The organism is Rhodococcus koreensis (assembly GCF_017068375.1).
In the GTDB taxonomy this organism is placed as follows: domain Bacteria; phylum Actinomycetota; class Actinomycetes; order Mycobacteriales; family Mycobacteriaceae; genus Rhodococcus_F; species Rhodococcus_F koreensis.
The window spans coordinates 7192564-7217096 of record NZ_CP070609.1; the positions used below are offsets into that span (position 1 = coordinate 7192564).

Genomic DNA, 24533 nt, shown 5'->3' on the forward strand with positions numbered 1-24533 from the left:
GGGCGCGCATGGACACTCACCGGTTCTTCGAAGTCGCCACCGAACTGTTCGAAGTGCTCGGTGTCTCGTCCATGGTTCTCGGGTTCGTGTTCGCCTTCTTCCTCGCGGTGCGCACATGGAGGAAGTCCGGTGACGGTGCTCGGGCGTTCAAGACCCTGCGGGAGTCGCTCGGCGGAGCGATCCTGCTCGGTCTGGAATTGCTCGTCGCCGCAGACATCGTCAAGACCGTCACCTCGACACCGTCGCTGACCGATGCCGCCGTTCTCGGTGTGATCGTGCTGATCCGCACCGTGCTGAGTCTGTCGATCGAGATCGAGATCGAGGGTGTCGCGCCGTGGCGGAAAGCCTTGGTGACCGGACCGCAGGTCCTTGCCCACGCGGCGCGCACGTCCGCCGATCCGGATCGGACACCCGACCGGTGAGTGCCCGGATCCGGGTCACACCGCCCGGGAACGCCTCCGCCGCCGGGTGTTGAGCACGCCGAGTGCCGCGATGACGAGGAACAACACGCACGTCGAGATCAGCTGGGTGCGGGCGTCGCTGTCGAACAGCATCAGCACGACGAAACCGCCGAGCATCGCGAGCGTGAGATAGCTGAGCCAGGGGAACAACCACATCCGCACCGTCAGCTTGCCCTCGCGTTCGAGCCGTGGACGCAACTTCAGGTGTGAGACGACGATGAAGATCCAGATGACGAGCAGCGCCGAACCGACGGCGTTCAGGAGCAGTCCCAGCAGGTCGTCGGGCAGCCACCAGTTGAGCAGCACGCTGACGAAACCGAAGAACACCGACAGCAGCACCGCATTGAGCGGTACCCCGGAATTCGAGATCCGGGCCATGAACGCGGGACCGTCGCCGCGCCGCGACAGCGAATACGCCATCCGCGACGTGCCGTAGATGTTGGCGTTGAAAGCCGACAGCAACGCCACCACGACCACGAGTTCCATGAACCCCGCCACGTACGGGATGTGCGCCTGGTTGAGAACGGCCACGAACGGCCCGCTCTTCAGGTCCGACGAGTCCCAGGGAAGAACGAGGACCATGATCGAGATCGAACCGAGGTAGAAGACGCTGATGCGCCAGACGACGCTGCGCACCGCCACGGCGATCGAACGCTCCGGGTCCTCGGATTCGGCGGCGGCGATGGTCACGATCTCGATGCCGCCGAACGCGAACGCCACCACCAGCAGTCCCGCGGCGACACCGGCGAAGCCCTCCGGCATGAACCCGCCGTGCCCGAAGAGGTTGGTGGTGCCCACCGGTTCGGTGTCCGGGAGCAGGCCGAATACCAGCAGCACACCGATCACCAGGAACCCGATGATGACGGTGACCTTGATGGCCGCGAACCAGAACTCGAACTCGCCGAAGTTGCTGACCTTCGCGAGGTTGACGGCCGCGAAGAAGATCACGAACACGAGGGCCACGACCCACTGCGGCACGCCGGGCAGCCAGCCGCTCACGATGCCGGCGGCGCCCGTGATCTCGGCGCCGAGCACCATGATCAGCATGAACCAGTAAAGCCACCCCATCACGAATCCGGCCCAGTCGCCGATGCCGATCCGCGCGTAGTGCGAGAAGGATCCGCTGGCGGGGATCGCCGCTCCCATCTCGCCGAGCATCCGCATCACGAAGACGACGATGATGCCGGCGAGAAGGTAGGAAACGAGGACGGCCGGACCGGCGGTCGCGATGCCGACTCCGGTACCGAGGAACAGTCCGGCACCGATCGCGGAACCGAGGCCCATCATCGTCAGGTGACGGACCTTCAGGCCCCGGCCGAGGGTGCCGGTCGAATCGGTCATGGTGCCGGGATTTCGCGAACCGCTCACAGTGTCAGTCGTTGGCGTGCAGAGCGGCGTTCAATTCCACGCCGGTGCCCTTCCACGGCACGACCTCGACGGCCCCGGACACCGAGTTGCGACGGAAGAGCAGGTTGGACTGGCCGTTGAGTTCCTTGGCCTTCACGACGGTGCCGTCCGGGCCGGTGACCTTGGTGCCCGCGGTCACGTACAGGCCGGCCTCGAGGACACAGTCGTCGCCGAGCGAGATGCCGAGACCGGCATTGGCGCCGAGCAGGCAGCGCTTGCCGACGGAGATGGTCTCCTTGCCGCCACCGGACAGGGTGCCCATGATCGAGGCGCCACCGCCCACGTCGGATCCGTCGTCGACGACGACGCCCGCGGAGATACGGCCTTCGACCATCGAGCTGCCGAGCGTGCCCGCGTTGAAGTTGACGAAGCCCTCGTGCATCACGGTGGTGCCGCTGGCCAGGTGCGCGCCGAGACGGACGCGGTCGGCGTCGGCAATGCGGACGCCCGACGGGACGACGTAGTCGACCATGCGCGGGAACTTGTCGACACCGAATACGGTGACGACGCCGCGGATACGCAGGCGGGACCGCACCTTCTCGAAGCCCTCGACCGCGCACGGTCCGAAGTTGGTCCACACCACGTTGGACAGCAACCCGAACAGTCCGTCGAGGTTGACGCCGTGCGGGGCCACCAGGCGATGCGAGAGGAGGTGAAGGCGCAGGTAGGCGTCGTGGGCGTCGGCCGGCGGCGCGGACAGGTCGGCGATGGTGGTGCGCACCACGACCTGGTCGACCTCACGTGCCTCGTCGGGTCCGGCGAGAAGTGCCAGATCGGAGGGGATGTCGCCACCCTCGATCCGCACGGTGCCCGCGCTGTCGAAGGTTCCCAGCTCAGGCGCCGGGAACCAGGTGTCGAGGATCGTGCCGCCGACGGTCACGTTGGCGATGCCTACTGCTGATGCTCCCTGTGTGCTCACGGCAGTAGAGGTTACTGCCTCATTACTCGGGCATTCTCGAGCGGTCGTTATCTGGGCGTGATCGATTCGAAACCGAGCGGGTTCCGGGCTCATGGGGGAGCATGCACGGGGCACGTGCGAGACACCGGGAAAGGTCGTGGCAATGCGTATTTCGGAGTGGGGTCGGGTGACCGGAGGCTCACGGTGGGGTCGAGCCACGGGCCGCGGCCTGCGGGCCGTGGCCGCGGGCGCGCTGCTCGCCGGGGTGGTGTCGGTGGCGGTGCCGCAGACCGCGTCCGCCGCACCGGTGTGCCCGGCTGCAGGCCAGCAACCGGTTCTCGTGGGGCGGGTGCCGGGTGCCGCGCTGGAGGGCGTCGCCGTGGACGGCGGCGGCCGCCTCTACACGACGGACCTCCTCAGCGGGCGCGTGTTCCGTCTCGACGCGCCGGGAGCGCCGGCGGTCCCCGTCGCGACGGTCCCCGGCGGCAGGGGCGCGGGCGCCCTCGCCTGGGCCTCGGACGGATCACTGCTGGTGGGGTACGGCGCCGACGCCCGCGTCCTCCTCGGCGACATCCTGCGTCCGGGCGCGATCGCGAAGCTGAACACCGCCACCGGCACACTCACCCCCTTCGTGTCGGGCCTGAGCGCGGCGGACGGACTCGACGTCGACGCCGCCGGGACCGCATACGCCACCAACGACTTCGGAACGCAGATCGGGCGGGTGTTCCCCGACGGCCGGGTCGAACCGAACTGGGCGACGCTGCCCAGCGCGAACGGTGCGGTGCTCGGTGTGGACGACCGGTACCTCTACGTGTCGCGGACGTTCGTGAATCCGGGCGTGAGCCGGATCCCGATCGCGAACCCGGGCGCCCCCGAAAGCATCCTCGACCTGTCCGGCCTCGACACATTCGCGGCACCGGACGGCCTGACCCTGGATTCGCGGGGCCGCCCGGTGGTCCCGGCCAACGTGCGCGGCGAGATCTGGCGCGTCGACGCGCCGGGGCAGTACTGCGTGCTGGCGTCGGGACTGCCGACGTCGAGCATGGTCGTCTACGGGCAGGGGTCCGGCGGCTTCTCCGCAGGACGGTTGTTCCGCATCGGATTCGACGGCGCGATCTACGAGATCCCGGGTGGCTTCGACGGGTAGCAACGCCGCAGCAGGAAGACGGGTCGGCCTAGGGTGGACGGGTGAGCACACTCGACCTCCACGCCGATCCCATCGACCTCACCGCCGCGCTGGTGGACATCCCCAGCGTCTCGCACGACGAGTCGGTTATCGCCGCCGTCGTCGAGTCGGCGCTGCGGGAGCAGACCACCGGTTTCGAGATCATCCGTAACGGCAACGCGGTGCTCGCCCGCACCGATCGGGGACTCCCGAGCCGGGTGATGCTCGCCGGGCACCTCGACACCGTGCCGATCGCGGACAACGTGCCCTCCCGGCGTGAGGGCGACCTGCTGCACGGGTGTGGAACGGTCGACATGAAGTCGGGCGACGCGGTGTTCCTGCATCTGGCCGCCACCGTGGAGAACCTCGCGCACGACCTGACGCTGGTGTTCTACGACTGCGAGGAGATCGCGGCCGTCCACAACGGGCTCGGACGGATCGAACGTGAGATCCCGGAGTGGTTGCGCGCGGACGTCGCGATCCTGGGCGAGCCGACGGGTGGGCTCATCGAGGCGGGCTGCCAGGGCACGCTGCGGGTGACGCTGACCACCCGCGGCACCCGCGCGCACTCCGCGAGATCGTGGCTCGGCGACAACGCGATCCACCGGTTCGCCCCGGTCCTGCAGCGGCTGTCGGACTACACCGCGCGGTCAGTGGACATCGACGGCTGCGTGTACCGGGAGGGCCTGTCCGCCGTGCGGATCGCCGGCGGTGTCGCGGGCAACGTGGTCCCGGACGCCGCGGAGATGGACGTGAACTTCCGCTTCGCGCCCGACCGCAGCGCCGAGCAGGCGATCGACCACGTGCGGGAGGTCTTCGACGGCCTCGAGCTGGGTTTCGAGGTCACGGACCTGTCGCCGGGCGCGCTCCCCGGGCTGACGGATCCGGCGGCCGCGGCCCTCATCGAGGCGGCAGGCGGCGAGTTCCGCGCCAAGTACGGGTGGACGGACGTGTCCCGGTTCTCCGCGCTCGGCATCCCGGCCGTCAACTACGGTCCGGGCGATCCGAACCTCGCGCACAAGCGGGACGAGCACGTCCCCGTCCAGCAGATCACCGACGTGGCGACCGTGCTCCGCGCCTATCTGAGCACCCCGTGACTGCCCGGTGCCCCGAACGGGCGACCCGTTAGCCTGGGGCGCATGGCACCCGAGAAGAACAATTACGGGCGGAAGTCCTCGTCCGTGAAGCACCGGGGTCCGGTGCAGTTGAGGCGCGCCCGCAAGGACGAGACCACCACCGACGAGCAGTTGCTCGACGAGCGGGGTCAGACCGACTGGGTGCACACCGACCCGTGGCGGGTCCTGCGGATCCAGAGCGAGTTCGTCGAAGGGTTCGGAGCCCTGGCCGAGGTGCCGCGTGCGGTCACCGTGTTCGGGTCGGCCCGCACCGAGCCCGGTCACCCCGAGTACGAGGCGGGCAGGGCGCTGGGTGCGCGCCTGGCCGAGTCCGGATACGCCGTCATCACCGGCGGCGGCCCCGGTGTCATGGAGGCCGCCAACCGCGGCGCCAGCGAATCGGGTGGGTACTCCATCGGCCTCGGTATCGAGTTGCCGTTCGAGCAGGGCCTGAACGAGTGGGTCGACCTGGGTATCAACTTCCGGTACTTCTTCGCCCGCAAGACGATGTTCGTGAAGTACTCGCAGGCGTTCATCTGCCTGCCTGGCGGCTTCGGGACGCTCGACGAACTGTTCGAGGCGCTGACGCTGGTGCAGACGCGCAAGGTCACCCGGTTCCCGATCATCCTGTTCGGCACCGAGTACTGGTCCGGGCTCGTGGACTGGATCCGCGGAACCCTCGAACGCAGCGGCAAGATCTCGGAAGGCGATGTCAACCTGCTGCACGTCACGGACAGTGTCGAGGAGGCGGTGCGGATCGTCGTCAAGTCGCAGCAGGGAGTCGACGAGGCCGAACTGCTCGGAACGGAGGAGCAATGGTGAACCGGGAAACTGTTCCACCGCAGCCGTTCTCGGTGTGCGTCTACTGCGCTTCGGGGCCGGTGGACGATCACTTCCTGGAACTGGCGGCCCAGGTGGGCACCGAAATCGGAAAGCGTGGTTGGCAACTGGTGTCCGGCGGTGGCAACGTCTCGATGATGGGTGCGGTGGCCGAGGCTGCCCGCGCCGCCGGGGCGATCACCGTCGGGGTCATCCCGAAAGCCCTGGTGCACAGGGAAGTCGCCGACGTCGACGCGGACGAACTCGTCGTCACCGACACCATGCGCCAGCGCAAGCAGGTCATGGAGGACCGCGCCGACGCCTTCATCACGCTGCCCGGCGGTATCGGCACGCTCGAGGAGCTGTTCGAAACCTGGACCGCGGGCTACCTCGGCATGCACGAGAAGCCGGTCGTCCTGCTCGATCCGCACGGCCACTACACGGGCCTGCTGGACTGGATCGACGGTCTTCGGGGCGGCGGCTTCGTGGCGCAGCGCGCCCTCGACAGGCTGCTCGTCCGGACCGACGTCGGGGAGGCGCTGGACGCCTGCCTCTCCTGAGGCGGCGTCCGGTCGCCGTCGTGGCGCACGTTGTTACCGTGCAGTAAGGTGACCTGATTCATACTGCAGGCCTGAGGGGATGTCATGCGTTCTGAAGCACGTTCGACGATCGGTGTGGTCGATCTGGCCAGGCGGTTGCCTGCCCTGATCCCGGAGCTGCCGACCATGGCGAAGGGAGTCCTCGGCCTCATCCGGACCCCCGACGCGAAGGAGTCGATCGGCCTGGTCTTCCAGCGCGCCGCCGCGGCGCACCCGCGCCGCACGTTCCTGCGGTTCGAGGGCGACTCGCTGAGCTACCGGAACGCCAACATCCGCGTGAACCGCTACGCCCACGTGCTCACCGACCTCGGAGTGTCGCGCGGGGACGTCGTCGGGATCCTGGGAAAGAACGCCCCCGAGACGCTGCTCATCGCACTCGCCGCCGTCAAGCTCGGCGCCACTGCGGGGATGCTCAACCACAATCAGCGCGGAGACGTGCTCGCGCACAGCATCTCGCTGCTCGACAGCCGCGTCCTCGTGGTGTCCGAGGCGTGCGGCGAGGCGATGGACTCGCTCGACGAACCGCCCGCCGTGGCCTCGGTGGTGTACGTCGGCGACCTCGACCGGCTCGCCGAGAAGGCCGGCGACGGCAACCCCGAGGTGTGTGAGCAGATCCAGGCCCGGGAGAAGGCCTTCTACATCTTCACCTCCGGCACCACCGGACTGCCGAAGGCCAGCCTGATGAGTCACTTCCGCTGGCTCAAGAGCATGTCCGGACTCGGCAACATGGGAGTCCGGCTGCGCGGCAGCGACGTCCTCTACTGCTGCCTTCCGCTCTACCACAACAACGCGCTGACGGTGTCGCTGTCTTCGGTGCTGGGGTCGGGGGCGACACTCGCGCTGGGCAAGCAGTTCTCGGCGTCCAAGTTCTGGGACGACGTCGCACTGAACCGGGCCACCGCGTTCACCTACATCGGTGAACTGTGCCGGTACCTGCTGAACCAGCCCGAGAAGCCGGGCGACCGCGACAACGCCGTCCGGCTGATGGTCGGCAACGGGCTCCGTCCGGAGATCTGGTCCGAGTTCACCACCCGGTTCGGCATTTCCCGGGTGGCCGAGTTCTACGGCGCCAGCGAGTGCAACATCGCGTTCGTCAACGCCCTCAACGTAGACCGGACCGCAGGCATCTGCCCGCTCCCGCACGCCGTGGTCGAGTACGACGAGGACAACGGTGCGCCGCGGCGGCACTCCGACGGCACACTGCGGAAGGTGGCCACCGGCGAGGTCGGCCTACTCCTGTCGAAGGTGACGGACCGGGCGCCGTTCGACGGCTACACCGACGAGGAAGCCACGAACAAGAAACTCGTCCGCGACGCCTTCGACGACGGCGACTGCTGGTTCGACACCGGCGACCTGGTGCGCCGTCAGGGCTGGTCGCACGTCGCGTTCGTCGACCGGCTCGGCGACACGTTCCGCTGGAAGGGGGAGAACGTCGCGACCACCGAGGTCGAGGGCGCGCTTCTCGCGCATCCCGCGGTCGAGCATGCCGTCGTCTACGGCGTCGAGATCCCCGGGACCGACGGTCGCGCCGGGATGGCCGCGGTGACGCTGCACGAGAACGAGGACTTCGACGGCTCCGACGTGGCGGAGTTGCTGTTCCAGCGGCTGCCGTCGTACGCGGTGCCGCTGTTCGTCCGCGTCGTCGACTCCCTCGAACAGACGTCGACGTTCAAGAGTCGCAAGGTGGAACTCCGCAAGGAGGGCTACGACGTCGAGGACACCGACACGCTGCACGTGCTGTCCGGCCGCAGCGGCGGCTACAAGCGCGCATACGACGGGTACGTCGAGGAAGTGGCGAAGGGGTCGCTGCCCAAGCGGTGATGCGGCTCCGCCGCCCGTGAGTACTTGTTAACCGCCCGCCGTTAACAAGTACTCACGGGTGGTTTCGATTTCGCTGCGTGCCAATATTGGTGACATGGCCGAGAGAGACGTACCGCCCGCGCCCGACCGTCCGTCGCCCACGCTGTGCGGGCGGCCCGTGGCGGTCGACCGTGCGCTGGTGATGGCCATCGTGAACCGGACACCCGATTCGTTCTACGACCGCGGCGCCACGTTCACCGACTCCGCGGCGATGTCGGCGGTCGAGCGGGCCGTCGACGAGGGCGCCGACCTCGTCGACATCGGCGGCGTGAAGGCCGGGCCCGGCGACGTCGTCGACTCGGTGGAGGAGATCCGGCGGGTGGTGCCGTTCGTCGCCGCGATCCGCGGACGCTATCCGGAGTTGCTCATCAGCATCGACACCTGGCGCAGCGACGTGGCCCGGCTGGCCGTCGCCGAGGGCGCCGACCTGATCAACGACACGTGGGCGGGCGCCGACCCGGCGCTCGTCGAGGTGGCCGCGGAGACGGGTGCCGGCATCGTCTGTTCGCACACCGGGGGAGCGGTCCCACGGACCCGGCCGTTCCGCGTCCGCTACGCCGACGTCGTGGCGGACGTCCTCGACGAAGTGGTGTCGGCCGCCGAGAACGCGGCCCGGCTGGGTGTGCCCGCCGACTCGATCCTCATCGATCCGACCCACGATTTCGGGAAAAACACCTATCACGGGCTCGAGTTGTTGCGGCGAGTGGAAGATCTTGTAAATACGGGATGGCCAGTGCTCATGGCGCTGAGCAACAAAGACTTCGTCGGGGAGACTCTAGGGGTAGATCTCGTCGAGCGGTTGGAGGGAACATTGGCAGCGACAGCTATGGCCGCCGCAGGAGGCGCCCGAGTCTTCCGTGTCCACGAAGTTGCCCCCACGCGCCGAGTGGTGGACATGGTGGCCGCGATTCAGGGTCGACGCGCCCCGTCCCGCACCGTGCGGGGGCTGGCATGAGTGCCGTGGGGGCCCGGGCGGCCCACACGATGTTGGCGGAGGACCGCGCCCCGCGTTCCTGGGCCGAGGCGAACAGCTGGGACCAGCCGTCGTGGAGCATCGCCGAACTCGAACGGGCCAAGGCGGGGCGCACCGTGTCGGTGGTCCTGCCCGCGCTCAACGAGGAGGAGACGGTCGCCGCGGTGGTGGACACGATCCACCCGCTGCTCGGCGGGCTGGTGGACGAGTTGATCGTGCTCGATTCCGGGTCGACGGATCTGACGGCGGAACGCGCACGCGCGGCGGGCGCCACGGTGATCAGCCGGGAGGAGGCGGTGCCCGCCTTCCCACCCGTCGCGGGCAAGGGGGAGGTGCTGTGGCGTTCCGTCGCCGCGAGCACCGGCGACCTCATCGCGTTCGTCGACTCGGATCTCATCAACCCGGATCCGGCGTTCGTCCCGAAGCTGCTCGGACCGTTGCTGACGGCCGACGGCATCCACCTCGTGAAGGGTTACTACCGGCGTCCGCTCCGGCTGAGCGGGACGGAGGACGCCAACGGCGGCGGCCGGGTGACCGAACTCGTGGCGCGCCCGATGCTGGCGTCGCTCCGGCCGGAGCTGACGTGCGTGCTGCAGCCGCTGGGCGGCGAGTACGCCGGTACCCGGGAGTTGTTGTCGGCAGTTCCGTTCGCCCCCGGCTACGGCGTCGAGATCGGGCTGCTGCTCGACACGTACGACCGTCTCGGCCTCGGTGCGATCGGCCAGGTCAATCTGGGGGTGCGCAAGCACCGGAACCGTCCGCTGTCCGAACTCGGGGTGATGAGCAGGCAGATCATCGGCACGATGATGCGGCGCTGCGGGGTGCCCGACTCCGGGGCGGGCCTGACCCAGTTCCTGGTGGACGGCGACTCCTTCGTGCCGACGACGACGAACGTCGCGCTGGCCGATCGTCCGCCGATGAACACGGTGTGCCCCTGACCGGGCGCCCCTGACGCGGGAGGCTGTCGGACGTCCGTGACAGGATCGGGGCATGGTGACAGCCCTGCTCTATCTGCTCGTCATGGCGTTCGTCGGCGCGATGCTGTTCCTCGCCGCCAGTGCGGTGTTCGGCCGCTCCGAGGAACTCGCGCCCCTGCCGCCCGGCACCACACTCACGGCCCTGCCCGCCGACGGTGTGACGGGCGCCGACGTGGAGGCGTTGCGATTCCAGCAGACGCTGCGGGGGTACAAGGCGAGCGAGGTCGACTGGGCGCTGGCCCGGCTGGGTCGCGAAATCGATTCGCTGCGTGAACAGTTGGCAACGGTCGAAGCCACGGCCGACGATCCGGGTGACGCCCGGTGAGCGCCGAGGACAGGGTGCGGTGCGCGTGGGCCGTCGACTCGGACGGGTCCAGCCTGTACCGCGACTACCACGACCTCGAGTGGGGTCGTCCACTCCACGGCCGCGACGAATTGTACGAACGGCTGTGCCTCGAAGCGTTCCAGTCCGGACTGTCGTGGATCACGATTCTCCGCAAGCGCGAGGCCTTCCGGGCCGCGTTCGCCGGCTTCGATCCGGAGGCGGTCGCACGGTACACGGAACGGGACGTGGAGCGGCTGCTCGGGGACGCGTCGATCGTCCGGAACCGGGCCAAGATCGAGGCGTCGGTAAGCAACGCGCGGGCCCTGCTGGAGTTGTCGGACACCGACCTGGACGCGCTGCTGTGGTCGTTCGCCCCGCCGCCGCGCCCGAGTCGGCCGGCCACCGTGAACGACGTCCCTGCCGTCACGCCCGAGTCCACCGCGATGGCGAAGGAATTGAAGCGCCGGGGGTTCAAGTTTGTGGGTCCTACCACCGCTTATGCACTCATGCAGGCCACCGGGATGGTGGACGACCACGTCGTCGGCTGCTGGGTCCCGATCACTGCCTGAATTGCCGGTGAACCTGCGTATTCGTGACTCAGGTTCCCGGTACTCGTGTCCATAGGGAAGAATGGATGTCACAAGCCTCGCCGAGTGTTGGCGGGGTGCCAAAATTTGTCGAGGCGCAAGCAGGCAGCGCAGATCTGGAGGGAGCAGAGGATGGCGGCCATGAAGCCCCGGACCGGGGACGGTCCCCTCGAAGCAACCAAAGAGGGACGAGGAATCGTCATGCGGGTTCCGCTCGAGGGTGGTGGACGTCTGGTTGTCGAGCTCACCCCGGAGGAAGCTGCCGCACTCGGTGAAGAGCTCAAGGGCGTCACCAGTTAGTCGAGTGCGGAGAGAACCTCACAGGGCAGGCCCCGTCGCCGTTCTCGGTGCGGGGCCTGTTCCGTGTCCGGAACAGGGAGGCGAACGTTCGTGCTGGCCGATGTGACCGACCTGCTGGCCTGCCCGCAGTGCCGATCGCCGGTGGAACTCGACGAAGGCGCGATCCTGTGTGATGCAGGGCACGCCTTCGACGTGGCGCGTCAGGGCTACGTCACCCTGATGACGGGGGCCGGCGGCAAGTTCGACGGCGACAGCCCCGAAATGATCGCCGCACGTGCGGACTTCCTCGGCGGAGGCAGCTTCGACCCGCTGATGGATGCCGTCGCCGACGCGGTGGTGGCGGGCGCCGGGGCCGGCGACGATCCCCGGATCCTCGAGATCGGCGCGGGCACAGGCCACTACCTGGCGCGCGTCCTCGACGCCACCCCGACCGGCCGGGGGATCGGGCTGGACGTGTCCAAGTACGCGGCGCGTCGCATCGCCAGGGCACACCCGCGTGCGGGGGCGGTGGTTGCGGACGTGTGGCAACACCTTCCGGTGCGTGACCACGTCCTCAGCCACGTCCTGTGCGTGTTCGCGCCCCGCAACGCCGACGAGGCGCACCGGGTGCTGGCCGAGCACGGCTCCCTGGTGGTCCTCACGCCCACGGAGCGGCACCTGGGGGAACTCGTGGACCTGCTCGGCATGGTCCGGGTGGACGACCGCAAGGTCGAGCGGCTCGGGGCCGCGATGTCCGGGCGGTTCGAGCGCACCGGCCACGTGGCGGTGGAGTACCCGATGTCGTTGTCGCACCTCGACGTGACCCGCCTGGTGGGGATGGGGCCGTCGGCGCGGCACCTGACATCCGAGCGGCTCGCGTCCTCGATCGCGGCGCTGCCGCAGGAATATCCGGTGACGGCGTCGGTGACGGTGTCCACCTACACCCGGCTCTGAGCGTCAGCGGCGCGACAGCGCGTCCTGGTAGACGTCGAGGGTCTGCTGCGCGATGGCTGCCCAGGAGAACTCGGCTATGGCCCGCGCCCGCCCGGCCTTGCCCATGGCCTCGGCGGTGCCGACGTCGGAGACGATCGCGTTGACCGACTCGGCCAGCGCCTGCTCGAACGCCTCCGGCTCGTACGAGTTGTAGTGCACCAGACGGCCGGTGACCCCGTCCGCGACCACCTCCGGGATGCCGCCGACGTCGGACGCCACGACCGCGGTCTCGCAGGCCATGGCCTCGAGGTTCACGATCCCCAGCGGCTCGTACACGGACGGGCACACGAAGACGGTTGCGGCCGACAGGATTTCCCGCACCTGTTCGGTGGGGAGCATTTCGCGCACCCAGAACACGTTGCCACGGTGCGCCGCGAGCGCGGCGACGGCCTGCTCGGTCTCGGCGGCGATCTCCGGGGTGTCGGGGGCGCCCGCGCACAGCACCAGCTGGATCTCGGGCGCGAAGTGGTGTGCTGCGGCGATCAGATGGCCGACGCCCTTCTGCCGCGTGATGCGGCCGACGAACGCCACCATCGGCTGGTCCGGGTCGACGCCGATCTTCGCGAGGGCGGAGTCTCTCGGACCTGCGGGTCCCGCATGCCAGACCGACGTGTCGATCCCGTTGCGCACCACGTGGACCCGGTGCGGGTCGACGAACGGGTACGCGTCGAGGACGTCGAGTCGCATCCCGGCGCTCACGGCGATCACCGCATCGGCGTGCTCGACGGCGTTGCGCTCGGACCACGAGGAGATGCGGTAGCCGCCGCCCAGTTGCTCCGCCTTCCACGGCCTCCGCGGCTCGAGAGAGTGAGCGGTGAGGATGTGGGGCACGTCGTACAGCGCGGACGCCAGATGGCCGGCGAGGCCGGTGTACCAGGTGTGCGAGTGCACGACGTCGGCGCCCGTCGCGGCGTCCGCCATCCGCAATTCGGCGGACAGCGTCGCGAGCGCCGGATTGGCCCCGGCCAGCGCGGGATCGGGGGTGTGCACGACCGCCCCGACGCGCGGAGCACCCATACAATGCACGTCCACCTCGCACAGCTGCTTCAACTGAGCAACCAGTTCGGTGACGTGTACACCCGCACCGCCATAGATCTCCGGTGGGTATTCCTTCGTCATCATCGCCACCCGCACCGGCCTAACGTAACCGTCCGGGCGGCTTCGGGCCACCGCTCTCGGACACATTCGGGTATCGGAGAAATTGTGAGTCGGCGCTTCGCTGGCGGGGGGAGTGGCCGCCCGATAGGTTGACAGGGTGAGGAGCCAGCCACATGTGCTTGGAATCGTGCTCGCCGGCGGCGAGGGCAAACGTCTCTATCCGCTCACCGCGGATCGGGCGAAGCCTGCTGTGCCTTTCGGAGGCGCCTACCGGTTGATCGATTTCGTGCTCAGCAATTTGGTCAATGCGGGATACCTCCGCCTGTGTGTTCTGACGCAGTACAAGTCGCACTCGTTGGACCGCCACATCTCTCAGACGTGGCGACTGTCCGGGTTCGCGGGTGAATACATCACTCCCGTTCCCGCGCAGCAGCGTCTGGGTCCGCGCTGGTATACCGGCAGTGCGGACGCGATCCTGCAGTCGCTGAACCTCGTCTACGACGAGGATCCCGAGTACATCGTCGTGTTCGGCGCCGACCACGTGTACCGGATGGACCCGGAGCAGATGGTGCAGCACCACATCGAGTCGGGCGCCGGAGTGACGGTGGCCGGGATCCGGGTGCCGCGCAGCGAGGCGTTCGCGTTCGGCTGTATCGACAGCGACGAGTCGGGCCGCATCGTGCAGTTCCTCGAAAAGCCGGCACATCCGCCGGGGACCCCGGACGACCCCAACATGACGTTCGCGTCGATGGGTAACTACGTGTTCACCACCAAGGTGCTCGTCGACGCCATCCGGGCTGACTCCGAGAACTCCGACTCCGATCACGACATGGGCGGCGACATCATCCCCGCGCTCGTCGAGGCGGGCGAGGCGTCCGTGTACGACTTCAAGGACAACGTCGTCCCCGGCGCCACCGACCGCGACCGGGGCTACTGGCGGGACGTGGGAACGCTCGACGCGTTCTACGACGCCCATATGGATCTCGTGTCGGTCCACCCGATCTTCAACCTCTACAACCGGCGCTGGCCGATCCGCGGCGAGACGGAGAACCTGGCGCCCGCCAAGTTCGTGCAGGGCGGCCTCGCGCAGGAGTCCGTGGTCGGGGCCGGGTGCATCCTGTCGGCGGCGACGGTGCGCAACTCCGTGCTCAGCTCCAATGTGATGGTCGACAGCGGTGCGACCGTGGAGGGCAGCGTCCTGATGCCGGGTGTGCGCATCGGCAAGGGCGCCGTCGTGCGCCGCGCGATCCTCGACAAGAACGTGGTCGTCGGCGACGGGGAGATCATCGGCGTCGACCTCGAGCGCGACAAGCAGCGCTTCGCCGTCAGCAACGGCGGAGTCGTGGCCATCGGCAAGGGCGTCTGGATCTAGCGGGAGGGCCCCGGAAACGGGGCTCTCGGAGTGGGGACGGTTTCTGAGCCGGGGACGCCGCTCAGAGCTTGGACGCGCAGAGCAGGCCGTCGCCGATCGGCAGCAACACCCGGATCAGCTTGTCGTCCTCGGCGAGCGCCTTGGCGGCCTCGCGGACGGCGACGGTCGCGGCGTCCCGCTGGCTCGGGTCGACGACCCGGCCCCCGTGCAGCGCGTTGTGCAGCACGATCGCGCCGCCCGGGCGCAGCAGCCGAACTCCTTCGCGGACGTAGTGCGGGTGGTCGACCGGTGCACTGTCGACGAACACCAGGTCGTACGCCCCGTCGGCGAGTCGCGGCAGGACGTCGAGTGCCCGGCCGTTGATCAGCCTCGTCCGGGCGGGTGCGATGTCGTTGGTCCGGAACGACAGCTTGGCGGCCCGCTGGTGCTCGGGTTCACTGTCGATGGTGGTGAGGACGCCGTCCTCGCGCATGCCCCGGAGCAGCCACAGGCTGCTCACACCCGCGCCGGTGCCGACCTCGACGACAGTCTTGGCGTCCAGCATGCGGGCAAACAGGGCGAGCGCAGCACCGACCGCGGGAGGTACCGGTTCGGCACCGAGGTCGTCCGCCCGCTCCCTGGCCGCACCGAGGGCCTCGTCTTCACGGACAGCCCCTTCTGCGTGGGTGAGTATCCGTTCGGCGTTTGTCTGCACGCACATGAGGTTATCGGGGTCTCGTCATCGCCGCTGCGAGGCGCGCTCGACAACAATGCCGTGACCCGGCGCGGCGCGATTCTCAGGAATACCTCAGCTTGCTCACACCGCACACATATCGGGGTGGGAAAGAGTAAGCCCAACGCCAGATCCGAAGACCGCCCGGCGGGGAGATCACGACGACGGAGGAAAAGTCCGAGAGCCCGGGAACAAATCCCCGCTCCCGGGAGTTGACGCCTATACCACGTCCAGTGATCTGCGGTCCTGAGTAGGAGGATCCACTTAACTCGATGAGCAACCACACGATGGCTCCAGACGAGAGAAACACCGACGAGCAGCTGTCGGACGCCGAGCTGACGGGCACCGCTGTGTTCGATGCCACAGGCGAGAAATCCGCCATGCCGTCGTGGGACGAACTCGTCCGCGAGCACGGCGACCGAGTCTACCGGCTGGCCTACCGGCTGTCGGGCGACGCGCAGGACGCCGAGGATCTCACCCAGGACACATTCATCCGGGTGTTCCGATCCCTGTCCGACTACCAGCCCGGCACGTTCGAGGGCTGGTTGCACCGCATCACCACCAACCTCTTCCTCGACATGGTCCGCCGCCGGAACCGCATCCGCATGGAAGCGCTCCCCGAGGACTACGATCGGGTCCCGGCCGACGGGCCGAACCCCGAGGAGATTTACCACGACGCCCGCCTGGACGCCGATCTGCAGGCAGCGCTCGATTCGCTGGCCCCGGAGTTCCGCGCCGCGGTCGTGCTGTGTGACATCGAAGGACTGTCCTACGAGGAGATCGGTGCCACACTGGGTGTGAAGCTCGGAACCGTGCGTAGCCGCATCCACCGCGGCAGGCAGGCTCTGCGTGAGCATCTGGCTGTGAACGGAAAGGTTGACTCCGATCAGATCGGCGTCGGGTAGTTACCAGGAGGGACGAATGACGCAGGGGCGTGTACCTCGCCAGTTTGGCTCCACCGAACACTTGGCGAGTGAGGCGATCGCCGCCTTCGTCGACGGTGAACTCCGCATGTCCGCTTATCTGCGCGCCGCCCACCACCTGTCGATCTGCGCCGAGTGTGCGTTCGAGGTCGACTCCCAGCAGCAGGCGCGGCGTGCTCTGCGTCGCAGCGGTGACGTCGCGATGCCCTCGGGTCTGCTGGGTCTGCTGAGTCAGATCCCCAGCTGCAACCAGGGCGAGCCCTCCGACAAGTCCCCGTTCGACTCCCACACCCCGGATTCGCCGGTCACGAGCGAGTACTCGATCACCAGCCGGATCTGGTCCCGGCGTTGGCGCCGTTGAGCGCAGCCGGACCGACGACGGCGGTGTCCGCGCCCGGCGGGGCATCGGTGATACTGGGGCGCGTGACTGACGCACACGAGGGGGACACGACAGCGTGACGGCGGATTACAAGACTCCGGGTTCCGACGCGACGGTGCCCGACGGTCCCGTGGCGGACGAGTCGGGCACGCTGCGTCCGGCGGACGCCCCACGGCTCGATCCGAGGCCCGTCTACCGGCCGCGGATCGATGCGGCGTCCAGCCGCGCATTCGGCCGACCGGGTGGCGTCACCGGTTCCTTCGCTCCGTCGGATACCCGGCGTGAGAGCGAACCCTCGATGAAGGTCGGTGCACCCGACCCCGTGCTGGCGGAGGCGTTCGGCCGTCCGGACGGCGAGGTCGACACCATTCAGCGCGATCCCCACCGTAAGACCGCCGCCCCGGCAATCGAGGCCCCGCCCGCGGACCCGTGGCGCGACCCCGCAGCGGGTGTCGAACTCGGCTCCCCGGCGTTGCACGCCACGGAACACTCGCGACCGCCCGCCCCCGCCCTCAGCGCCCGAGAGGTCCTGTTCGGCGGCAAGGTGGCGCCGAAAGCGCTCGCCGCGCTGGGCGGAATCGCGCTCGCGATCGGTCTGGTCGGTGGCCTGCTCGCCGCAGTGATCACCGCCGATCGCAGCTCGCTGACCAGTGACAGCGTCACCCTCGTCCAGGGCGGCGACGAGGACCTCGGCCAGTCGCCCGTCGCGCAGGTCGCGGACGCCGTCCTGCCCTCCGTCGTGTCCATCCAGGTGGCGGTCGGTGACCAGGGCAGTACCGGTTCGGGTGTCGTCATCGACGGCGCCGGTTACATCGTCACCAACAATCACGTCATCTCCGCCGCCGCCACCGCCCCCGACGGCGGCAAGATCCAGGTGATCTTCTCCGACGGAACCAAGGCCGACGCCCAGATCGTCGGTCGCGACATCAAGACCGACCTGGCCGTGCTCAAGGTCTCCGCCGACAATCTGACGGTCGCAGAACTCGGCAGGTCCGGGGACGTGCAGGTCGGTGAGGACGTCGTCGCCGTCGGTTCGCCCCTCGGACTCAGCAAGACCGTCACCCGAGGCATCGTCAGTGCCCTGCACCGCCCGATGCGGCTGTCCGGCGAGGGCTCCGACACGAATGCCGTCATCGACGCCGTCCAGACGGACGCCGCCATCAACCACGGCAACTCGGGCGGCGCGCTCGTCGACGACACCGGCCGGGTGATCGGCATCAACACCGCCATGCTCAGCGAATCCGGTGGCTCGGTGGGTCTCGGCTTCGCGATTCCCATCGACGACGTCACCACGGTCGCTCAGACCCTCATCCGGGACGGGCAGATGCATCACCCGGACATCGGCGTCAACGCCCGCACCGTCGTCAACGACAACACCAGCGGAGCTCAGGTGGCCAACGTCCGCTCGGACAGCCCGGCCGCGCGGGCGGGCATCGTCGAGAACGACGTCATCGTCAAGGTCGGCGACCGCACGGTCACGAGCGCCGACGAGTTGGTCGTCGCCGTCAACCTGCAGAAAATCGGCGAGCCCGTCCGGGTTCAGCTGATTCGCGAGGGCCGGCTCGTCGATGTCGACGTGACCCCGGCCTCCGACTGACTCGAGAGGTTGCTGTGAAATCGCTCCGCCACCTGGGCATGCACCCACACCGCACAGTAGGCTGACCACGTGTTCGGCAACATTGGTTGGGGCGAGTTCATGGTCCTCCTCGTCGCGGCTCTGGTCATCTTGGGACCCGAGCGGCTTCCGGGTGCGATCAGCTGGGTTACGAAGTCATTGAGGCAGGTCCGTGAGTATGCGAGTGGCGCCAGCCAGCAACTCAAGGACGAACTCGGCCCGGAGTTCGAGGATCTCCGCAAACCGCTGGCGGATCTCAATCAGCTCCGCGGAATGACGCCGCGTGCGGTCATCACCAAACACCTTCTCGACGGTGACGATTCGATTCTCACCGGAAACTTCGACAAGCCGAGTTCGGTGTCGTTCGACAAGTCGAATCCGGGAACGAAGGCCGTCAGCGCCGATCCGTCGACGCCCACTGCTCCGCAGAACAAGCCGCTCGTGGCGGGCGAGCGCCCCCCGATCGACCTCGACGCCACGTAGGCCCCTCGGGCTCGTGCGCCTTTGTGGTCGCTGGAGCAACCGGAAAGGCGCACGAGCACGGAGTGCCTAGAGGTGCCGGGTGGTGTCGATCCCCAGCGACATTCCGGCGAGCCCGCGCTTGCGGACGGCCAACTTGTCCGCGATGTCGCGGAGTGCCGTCGCGGCCGGCGAATCCGGCTGGCCGAGGACGATGGGGACGCCGCCGTCGCCGCCCTCCCGGACAGCCTGCTCGAGCGGGATCTGTCCGAGCAGCGGCACCTTCGCGCCCACCGCCTTCGTGAGGCGGTCGGCGACGGCCTGACCGCCGCCGGAACCGAAGATGTCCATCCGGCTGCCGTCGGGCATATCCATCCACGACATGTTCTCGACGACGCCGACGATGCGCTGACGGGTCTGCAGGGCGATGGCACCGGCGCGCTCGGCCACCTCGGCAGCGGCCTGCTGCGGGGTGGTGACGACGAGGATCTCCGCGCCGGGGATCAGTTGCGCGACGGAGATGGCGACGTCGCCGGTTCCCGGCGGCAGATCGAGCAGCAGAACGTCGAGATCGCCCCAGAAGACGTCGGCGAGGAATTGCTGCAGCGCGCGGTGCAGCATCGGTCCACGCCACACGACCGGGGTGTTGCCCTGAGTGAACTGGGCGATGGAGATCATCTTCACGTCGTGCGCGACGGGCGGCATGATCATGCGTTCGACCTGCGTGGGCTTGGCGTCGGTGCCGAGCATGCGGGGAACGGAATGTCCGTAGATGTCGGCGTCGAGCACACCCACCGACAGTCCGCGGGCGGCCAGTGCGGCGGCCAGGTTGACGGTGACACTGGACTTGCCGACGCCGCCCTTGCCGGACGCGACCGCGTAGACGCGGGTGAGGGAACCGGGCTGGGCGAACGGGATGACGGGCTCGGCCGAGTCTCCGCGCAACGACTTGCGGAGTTCGGTGCGCTGCTCGTCGCTCATCACGTCGAGTTCGACGCGGATCGCACCGACGCCGGGGACGTCCGCCACGGCCTTGGTGACACGGTCGCTGATCTCGGTCCGCATCGGGCAGCCCGCGGTGGTCAGGTAGATCGCGATGTCGACGCTGTCGTCGGGCGCGATGTCGATGCTCTTGACCATCCCGAGTTCGGTGATCGGTTTCCGGATCTCGGGATCCTGGACGCGCGCCAGGGCGCTACGTACAGCGGACTCGCTCAGGACTGGCATGACTCAATGGTAAGGATGTGCGCTCAGTGGATGCGCGGCAGGTCCGCAGCCGCCGGGATGATCCCGCTGGAGTAGCCGGCGGACCATGCGAGCACGTTGGCCACGTAGGCGGCGGAGTTGTTGTACCGGTGCACGGCCTTCGCCGCCTGAATCGGATCCTTGACGTTCAATCCGCCGTCGCACAGGTACTTTCCGGTGGTCAGTGCGGAGTCGAAGACGTTCTGCGGGTCGGCGACGCCGTCGCCGTTGCCGTCGCCCGCGTAGCGGTTCCAGGTCTCGGGCAGGAACTGGGTGGGGCCGACGGCGCGGTCGTAGTTGGTGTCGCCGTCCAGCTTGCCGCCGTCGGTGTCGCGGATGACGGCGTTGCCGCCGAGGCTGCCGTCGAGGACCGGGCCGAGGACGGGGTTGAGCATGTTGCCCTTGTCGTCGGTCTTGCCGTCGTAGGCGTGGGTGGACTCGACGCGGCCGATCCCGGCGATGAGCGTCCAGTACATGCCGCAACCCGGCTGCTCGACCGCGAGAATGCGTTCGGCGTTCTGGTAGGCCGCGACGTTGACGGCGGGGATGCCGAGTGCGCCCTGCGCGATGCTCGTCGGGAGCGGCGGCGTGGCCTGGACGGGTGCGAGTGCCGGCGGCGCGGACGCTGCCTCGACCGCGGGTGCGGACTCGGCGGCGGTCTCCGCGACGGGGGTGACGGCTTCTGCGGCCTCGGGTGCGGTGTCGGTCGCCTCCTGGGCGACGTCGGCGACCTCCGACGAGGAACTCGTGGACAGGAACGGGACCTTGGGTGCGGCGCCGGCCGTGTTGGCTGCGGTGATCAGTCCGATGGGGACGAGTCCGGTAAGCGCGATGACCGAATTGCGGCGGATATGGGAATCCGTCTTCTTGTTGTGCCGACCCACTCGATTGCCTCCTGCGACCCCCGTCTTGGGGTGTTCCGTTCAACTGACCGGATCGAGGCTACCTGATTCGATATCTTTCCGTTATTCAACCGTGATCAAACGGACTTGTATCGGAGGGTTCCGTTACTCGGAGCGCACCTGAGCGAGGGTAACGAACACGGCAAGGTCACGCCAGGACGCAGCGTGGTCGGCCGATGAAGAGTGAGCGGGTCGACAGCACACGAACCCGGCGACCCACACGCGTCACCGCGCGCCCTGCGAGATGGCAGGGCGCGCGGCGGACGCGGGGTGATTACCGGGGAGCGGTGACAGCCGGAGCGGTGGCCGGGGGCGCGACCGGAGCGGGGGCGCCCGGGTCGGGCACGGCGGCCGCGGGAGCCGACGGATCGGCGGGCGGGCAGAAGAACAGACAGGGCAGTTGTGGCAGCGGCGGGAGCCCGGGAATCGGCGGTGCCGGAGCGGGCGTCGTGGGGGCAGCGGCACCGCCCGTCGACGGCTGCGGGGTGGTCGCGAGATCGCGGGGGAGGTTCGATGCGGCAGCGGCAGCGTCGGCGACCCGTCCAGGCGACGGCGAGGCCGACTCCGCCAGCTGGCCCGGCGTCGGAGTTCCCCCGTTCCTGTACGCGTTCGACCAGGTGATGACGTTGGCGGCGTATGCGGCCGAGTTGTTGTAGCGCAGGACCGCGCGGGTCTCCTGGAGCGGATCGCGGAGGTCGAGACCGCCCGAGCAGAGGTACCGGGCCGCCGCCAGCGTCGCGTCGAACACGTTGTTGGGATCGGCCACGCCGTCGGCGTTGCCGTCCGACGCGTACTTGGCCCACGTGGACGGAATGAACTGCATCGGTCCGACGGCGCGATCGTGCGCGGGGTCGCCGTCCGTGGCGCCGCGGTCGGTGTCACGGATGATCTCGTTGCCCGCCAGCCTGCCGTCGAGAACCGGACCCAGGATCGGGGTGATCGTGGTGCCCACCGAGTCGGTCCGGCCGCCGCCGGCGTGCCCCGATTCGATGCGGCCGATGCCGGCCAGCAGATGCCACGGCAGACCGCACTTGGGGGACTCCGCCATCATCTCGAGTTCCGCGGACCGGTACGCGTTGAATACGATCTCGGGGATGCCCAGAGCGCTCAAAATCACCGGTGCGGCGATGAGACCGGTGCCGGACGGCGACGTAGAAGATAGGGGAGATGTGGGATTTGTCACGGCGGGTGCCGGGGCGGGCGGCGGGGGCGCGGCCCGCTGCGATCGCGCGACCCGCGCTGTGGGAGCCACGATTCCCGCGGGCGGGAGGTACGAGGCGGGTGGAGTGCTTCCCGGCGTGACCGACGACGCTGCGAGGGCGGTCGCCGCACCGGTGGACGAGTAGGCGGTGGCGCTCACGGATGCGCCGCTGATCGCGGAACCGCCGGTCGAGGACCCGAGGGTGGCAACTGCGCCCACGGTCAGGGCAGTCACCGTCAACAGTCCACGTATCCGCACTCGATCACCCCCTGCGGTGCTCTTCGTCTGTGCACACCGCATACATCCGAGAAGATGTGACTGACGTTACATATCCGTGATTGGCCGTGCCGGAGTTTGGGGGGATTCGCCGGCGTCACTTCCGCCGGGTGCGCGTGTCTTCCTCGTCGGCCAGCAGCGTCCTGATCTCGTCGAGTTCGCGCCGCAGGTAATCGCGGGTGGCCACCTCGCCGATCGCGATGCGCAGCGCGGCCAGTTCCCGGGCGAGGAATTCGGTGTCCGCTTTCGTCTGCTCGGCGCGGGAGCGGTCCTCCTCGAGGGAGACGCGGTCGCGGTTCTCCTGGCGGTTCTGTGCCAGCAGGATGAGCGGCGCCGCGTAGGCGGCCTGGGTGGAGAATGCCAGGTTGAGGAGGATGAACGGGTAGGGATCCCACTGCAGGCGGACGGCGAAGACGTTGATGATGATCCAGACGATCACGATCACCGTCTGGATCATCAGGTAGCGGCCCGTGCCGAGGAACCGGGCGAAGTTCTCGCTGGCCCGGCCGACGGCCTCCACGTCATACGTGACCCGGAAGCGGCGGGTGCCGCGCGGGGTGTCGAGTCGCTGCCGGTCGGACAGGCTCCGGGCGGCTGCGCTGGGCGACTTCTCGCTCATCCGTCGATCTCCTCTTCACGCCAGTCCTCGGGGAGGAGGTGGTCCAGGACGTCGTCGACGGTGACCGCGCCGATCAGATGGTCCTCGTCGTCGACGACGGGCCCGCACACCAGGTTGTACGTCGCGAAGTAGCGCGTCACCGACGTCAGGGAGTCCTCGGGTGCCAGCCGCGGCATGTCGGTGTCGAGTAGTCCGCCGACCAGGCTCGCGGGCGGCTCGCGCAGCAGTTTCTGCAGGTGGACGCATCCCAGGTAGCGGCCGGTCGGTGTCGCGGTCGGTGGGCGGACGACGAACACCATGCTCGCGAGGGCGGGGGTGACGTCCGAGATCCGGGCCCGGGCCAGTGCCTCGGCGACCGTCGTCGACGCGGTGAGGACCACCGGCTCGGGAGTCATCAGTCCGCCCGCGGTGTCGGGCGAGTGCTCGAGCAGGCGGCGGACCGGCTCGGAGTCCTGCGGATCCATCAGCTGCAGCAGCGATTCGGCCTCGGTTTCGGGAAGCTCACCGAGGAGGTCGGCGGCGTCGTCGGGGTCCATGGCCTCGAGGACGTCGGCGGCCCGTTCCACCTCGAGGTGCATGAGCAGATCCGTCTGGTCGTCGGCGGGCAGTTCCTGGACGACGTCGGCGAGGCGCTCGTCGTCGAGTGCGAGGGCGAGTTCGTGGCGGCGCTTCTCCGGCAGGAGACGCATCGCGTTCGCGACGTCGGCGGCGCGCATCCCCTCGAACTGCGTGAGCAGGGCCGAGACGCCCTGGCCGGGCATCGCCAGGTCGGTCTGCGTGAGGCCCTGGACGTGCTGCCACCCGACGACGTGCATGGCGGCCCGACGGCCGAGCCTGCCGCGGTGCCCGCGCACCGCCACCTTCGACACCACCCAGTCCCGGGTGCGGGTCTGCTCGATACCCAGGTCGACGACGATGATGTCGGCGTCCCGCAGTTCCTCGAGTTCCGGGTCGTCCACGCGCACGTGGGAATCCGCAACCTGAGCGAGGGCCAGGACCTCGCCGGGCCGTTGCTGGAATCGGCGGAGACTGACGTTGCCCGTCGTGAGGGTCACCGAGCTGGGTTCGATCGCGGTGACGCGGAGCATCGGGACGAAGATGCGTTTGCGCGTGAACAATTCGATGACCAGCCCGAGCACGCGCGGCTGCTGCCTGCCGACGCGGGCGGTGATCACCACGTCCCGGACGCGGCCGATCGACTCCCCGTCGGGGCCGAGTACCACCAGGCCGGCCAGCCTGGCTGCAAAAACCTTGTTCGCAGCTGCCATGATTGC

Annotated in this window: 26 protein-coding genes; 17 read left to right on the plus strand and 9 right to left on the minus strand. The window is 68.7% G+C overall.

Annotated elements, in window-relative coordinates; translation table 11 throughout:
- Window positions 1–8: 8 nt before the first annotated feature.
- Complete coding sequence (locus tag JWS14_RS32550) at window positions 9–422, plus strand: DUF1622 domain-containing protein (protein WP_072949650.1); 414 nt, start codon at window positions 9–11, stop codon at window positions 420–422.
- Between the two features lie 15 nt (window positions 423–437).
- On the opposite strand, the gene JWS14_RS32555 is transcribed toward JWS14_RS32550, so the two are convergent.
- Window positions 438–1802 carry an amino acid permease gene (locus JWS14_RS32555; RefSeq protein WP_206015126.1) on the minus strand — a complete coding sequence of 455 codons (1365 nt, stop codon included), beginning with the start codon at window positions 1800–1802 and terminating at the stop codon, window positions 438–440.
- 31 nt (window positions 1803–1833) lie between these two features.
- Window positions 1834–2787 (minus strand): 2,3,4,5-tetrahydropyridine-2,6-dicarboxylate N-succinyltransferase, encoded by a 954-nt coding sequence (gene dapD / locus JWS14_RS32560; RefSeq protein WP_072949645.1) that lies wholly within the window; start codon window positions 2785–2787, stop codon window positions 1834–1836.
- 142 nt (window positions 2788–2929) lie between these two features.
- Here dapD and JWS14_RS32565 point away from each other — a divergent pair, with 142 nt between their 5' ends.
- The 11 genes from JWS14_RS32565 (at window position 2930) to JWS14_RS32615 (ending at window position 12419) form a co-directional block, all read left to right on the plus strand.
- Window positions 2930–3913, plus strand: coding sequence for an SMP-30/gluconolactonase/LRE family protein (locus JWS14_RS32565; protein ID WP_206015127.1), 984 nt, complete (start codon window positions 2930–2932; stop codon window positions 3911–3913).
- 41 nt (window positions 3914–3954) lie between these two features.
- Window positions 3955–5028: a succinyl-diaminopimelate desuccinylase gene (gene dapE, locus JWS14_RS32570; RefSeq protein WP_072949643.1), complete on the plus strand. Its 1074-nt coding sequence runs from the start codon at window positions 3955–3957 to the stop codon at window positions 5026–5028.
- 42 nt (window positions 5029–5070) lie between these two features.
- Window positions 5071–5868 (plus strand): LOG family protein, encoded by a 798-nt coding sequence (locus tag JWS14_RS32575; RefSeq protein ID WP_072949640.1) that lies wholly within the window; start codon window positions 5071–5073, stop codon window positions 5866–5868.
- The gene (locus tag JWS14_RS32580) at window positions 5862–6425 is read left to right on the plus strand and encodes an LOG family protein (protein ID WP_072949638.1); all 564 of its coding nucleotides are present in this window, start codon (window positions 5862–5864) and stop codon (window positions 6423–6425) included. The genes JWS14_RS32575 and JWS14_RS32580 overlap by 7 nt, the downstream gene beginning before the upstream one ends.
- An 84-nt stretch (window positions 6426–6509) precedes the next feature.
- Entirely contained in the window at window positions 6510–8285 is a 1776-nt protein-coding gene (locus JWS14_RS32585; protein ID WP_206015128.1) for a long-chain-acyl-CoA synthetase, read from the plus strand.
- A 94-nt stretch (window positions 8286–8379) separates the two neighbouring features.
- Window positions 8380–9279, plus strand: a complete 900-nt coding sequence (gene folP / locus JWS14_RS32590; RefSeq protein WP_072949633.1) for a dihydropteroate synthase — start codon at window positions 8380–8382, stop codon at window positions 9277–9279.
- The gene (locus JWS14_RS32595) at window positions 9276–10235 is read left to right on the plus strand and encodes a glucosyl-3-phosphoglycerate synthase (protein ID WP_083395574.1); all 960 of its coding nucleotides are present in this window, start codon (window positions 9276–9278) and stop codon (window positions 10233–10235) included. Before folP ends, JWS14_RS32595 begins: the two co-directional genes overlap by 4 nt.
- Before the next feature lie 52 nt (window positions 10236–10287).
- Window positions 10288–10599 carry a DivIVA domain-containing protein gene (locus JWS14_RS32600; protein WP_072949631.1) on the plus strand — a complete coding sequence of 104 codons (312 nt, stop codon included), beginning with the start codon at window positions 10288–10290 and terminating at the stop codon, window positions 10597–10599.
- Window positions 10596–11168, plus strand: a complete 573-nt coding sequence (locus tag JWS14_RS32605) for a DNA-3-methyladenine glycosylase I (RefSeq protein ID WP_072949628.1) — start codon at window positions 10596–10598, stop codon at window positions 11166–11168. The genes JWS14_RS32600 and JWS14_RS32605 overlap by 4 nt, the downstream gene beginning before the upstream one ends.
- A 150-nt stretch (window positions 11169–11318) precedes the next feature.
- Window positions 11319–11486 (plus strand): DUF3117 domain-containing protein, encoded by a 168-nt coding sequence (locus JWS14_RS32610; protein WP_003936084.1) that lies wholly within the window; start codon window positions 11319–11321, stop codon window positions 11484–11486.
- A gap of 90 nt (window positions 11487–11576) precedes the next feature.
- Window positions 11577–12419 (plus strand): putative RNA methyltransferase, encoded by an 843-nt coding sequence (locus JWS14_RS32615; protein WP_072949626.1) that lies wholly within the window; start codon window positions 11577–11579, stop codon window positions 12417–12419.
- Window positions 12420–12422: 3 nt separating this feature from the next.
- On the opposite strand, the gene glgA is transcribed toward JWS14_RS32615, so the two are convergent.
- A complete protein-coding gene (gene glgA / locus JWS14_RS32620; RefSeq protein ID WP_206015129.1) occupies window positions 12423–13592 on the minus strand; it encodes a glycogen synthase in 1170 nt (389 codons plus the stop codon).
- Window positions 13593–13713: 121 nt separating this feature from the next.
- On the opposite strand from glgA, the gene glgC reads away from it, so the two are divergent.
- Entirely contained in the window at window positions 13714–14928 is a 1215-nt protein-coding gene (glgC, locus tag JWS14_RS32625) for a glucose-1-phosphate adenylyltransferase (RefSeq protein WP_015889769.1), read from the plus strand.
- 61 nt (window positions 14929–14989) lie between these two features.
- On the opposite strand, the gene JWS14_RS32630 is transcribed toward glgC, so the two are convergent.
- Window positions 14990–15628, minus strand: coding sequence for an O-methyltransferase (locus JWS14_RS32630; protein ID WP_072949622.1), 639 nt, complete (start codon window positions 15626–15628; stop codon window positions 14990–14992).
- A 284-nt stretch (window positions 15629–15912) separates the two neighbouring features.
- Here JWS14_RS32630 and sigE point away from each other — a divergent pair, with 284 nt between their 5' ends.
- The 4 genes from sigE to tatB all read left to right on the plus strand — a co-directional run bounded on the left by sigE (window position 15913) and on the right by tatB (window position 19040).
- Complete coding sequence (sigE, locus tag JWS14_RS32635; RefSeq protein WP_005239257.1) at window positions 15913–16545, plus strand: RNA polymerase sigma factor SigE; 633 nt, start codon at window positions 15913–15915, stop codon at window positions 16543–16545.
- 16 nt (window positions 16546–16561) lie between these two features.
- Window positions 16562–16924: an RNA polymerase subunit sigma-70 gene (locus JWS14_RS32640; protein WP_072949620.1), complete on the plus strand. Its 363-nt coding sequence runs from the start codon at window positions 16562–16564 to the stop codon at window positions 16922–16924.
- Between the two features lie 94 nt (window positions 16925–17018).
- Window positions 17019–18539 carry a S1C family serine protease gene (locus tag JWS14_RS32645; RefSeq protein ID WP_095860993.1) on the plus strand — a complete coding sequence of 507 codons (1521 nt, stop codon included), beginning with the start codon at window positions 17019–17021 and terminating at the stop codon, window positions 18537–18539.
- Window positions 18540–18608: 69 nt separating this feature from the next.
- Entirely contained in the window at window positions 18609–19040 is a 432-nt protein-coding gene (tatB, locus tag JWS14_RS32650) for a Sec-independent protein translocase protein TatB (RefSeq protein WP_072949615.1), read from the plus strand.
- Window positions 19041–19106: 66 nt separating this feature from the next.
- Here tatB and JWS14_RS32655 read toward each other — a convergent pair whose 3' ends face one another.
- From JWS14_RS32655 to JWS14_RS32675, 5 genes are all read right to left on the minus strand, one after another.
- The gene (locus JWS14_RS32655; RefSeq protein ID WP_095860992.1) at window positions 19107–20243 is read right to left on the minus strand and encodes an Mrp/NBP35 family ATP-binding protein; all 1137 of its coding nucleotides are present in this window, start codon (window positions 20241–20243) and stop codon (window positions 19107–19109) included.
- A gap of 23 nt (window positions 20244–20266) precedes the next feature.
- Window positions 20267–21145 (minus strand): lytic transglycosylase domain-containing protein, encoded by an 879-nt coding sequence (locus JWS14_RS32660; protein WP_072949611.1) that lies wholly within the window; start codon window positions 21143–21145, stop codon window positions 20267–20269.
- 292 nt (window positions 21146–21437) lie between these two features.
- On the minus strand, window positions 21438–22622 hold the full coding sequence (locus tag JWS14_RS32665) for a lytic transglycosylase domain-containing protein (RefSeq protein WP_206015130.1): 1185 nt from the start codon (window positions 22620–22622) through the stop codon (window positions 21438–21440).
- 115 nt (window positions 22623–22737) lie between these two features.
- Window positions 22738–23259: a DUF1003 domain-containing protein gene (locus JWS14_RS32670; protein ID WP_072949607.1), complete on the minus strand. Its 522-nt coding sequence runs from the start codon at window positions 23257–23259 to the stop codon at window positions 22738–22740.
- The gene (locus tag JWS14_RS32675) at window positions 23256–24527 is read right to left on the minus strand and encodes a magnesium transporter MgtE N-terminal domain-containing protein (RefSeq protein WP_072949604.1); all 1272 of its coding nucleotides are present in this window, start codon (window positions 24525–24527) and stop codon (window positions 23256–23258) included. Before JWS14_RS32675 ends, JWS14_RS32670 begins: the two co-directional genes overlap by 4 nt.
- Window positions 24528–24533: the final 6 nt, after the last annotated feature.

Bases quoted from the DNA above. Each gene is read 5' to 3' on its own strand.
- JWS14_RS32595 (WP_083395574.1), top strand. From the start codon at position 9,276: ATGAGTGCCGTGGGGGCCCGGGCGGCCCACACGATGTTGGCGGAGGAC.
- JWS14_RS32610 (WP_003936084.1), top strand. From the start codon at position 11,319: ATGGCGGCCATGAAGCCCCGGACCGGGGACGGTCCCCTCGAAGCAACC.
- JWS14_RS32555 (WP_206015126.1), bottom strand. From the start codon at position 1,802: ATGACCGATTCGACCGGCACCCTCGGCCGGGGCCTGAAGGTCCGTCAC.
- JWS14_RS32655 (WP_095860992.1), bottom strand. From the start codon at position 20,243: ATGCCAGTCCTGAGCGAGTCCGCTGTACGTAGCGCCCTGGCGCGCGTC.
- JWS14_RS32640 (WP_072949620.1), top strand. From the start codon at position 16,562: ATGACGCAGGGGCGTGTACCTCGCCAGTTTGGCTCCACCGAACACTTG.
- JWS14_RS32580 (WP_072949638.1), top strand. From the start codon at position 5,862: ATGGTGAACCGGGAAACTGTTCCACCGCAGCCGTTCTCGGTGTGCGTC.
- JWS14_RS32600 (WP_072949631.1), top strand. From the start codon at position 10,288: ATGGTGACAGCCCTGCTCTATCTGCTCGTCATGGCGTTCGTCGGCGCG.
- JWS14_RS32675 (WP_072949604.1), bottom strand. From the start codon at position 24,527: ATGGCAGCTGCGAACAAGGTTTTTGCAGCCAGGCTGGCCGGCCTGGTG.
- JWS14_RS32585 (WP_206015128.1), top strand. From the start codon at position 6,510: ATGCGTTCTGAAGCACGTTCGACGATCGGTGTGGTCGATCTGGCCAGG.
- JWS14_RS32630 (WP_072949622.1), bottom strand. From the start codon at position 15,628: ATGTGCGTGCAGACAAACGCCGAACGGATACTCACCCACGCAGAAGGG.
- folP (WP_072949633.1), top strand. From the start codon at position 8,380: ATGGCCGAGAGAGACGTACCGCCCGCGCCCGACCGTCCGTCGCCCACG.
- JWS14_RS32575 (WP_072949640.1), top strand. From the start codon at position 5,071: ATGGCACCCGAGAAGAACAATTACGGGCGGAAGTCCTCGTCCGTGAAG.
- JWS14_RS32670 (WP_072949607.1), bottom strand. From the start codon at position 23,259: ATGAGCGAGAAGTCGCCCAGCGCAGCCGCCCGGAGCCTGTCCGACCGG.
- JWS14_RS32565 (WP_206015127.1), top strand. From the start codon at position 2,930: ATGCGTATTTCGGAGTGGGGTCGGGTGACCGGAGGCTCACGGTGGGGT.
- JWS14_RS32550 (WP_072949650.1), top strand. From the start codon at position 9: ATGGACACTCACCGGTTCTTCGAAGTCGCCACCGAACTGTTCGAAGTG.
- sigE (WP_005239257.1), top strand. From the start codon at position 15,913: ATGAGCAACCACACGATGGCTCCAGACGAGAGAAACACCGACGAGCAG.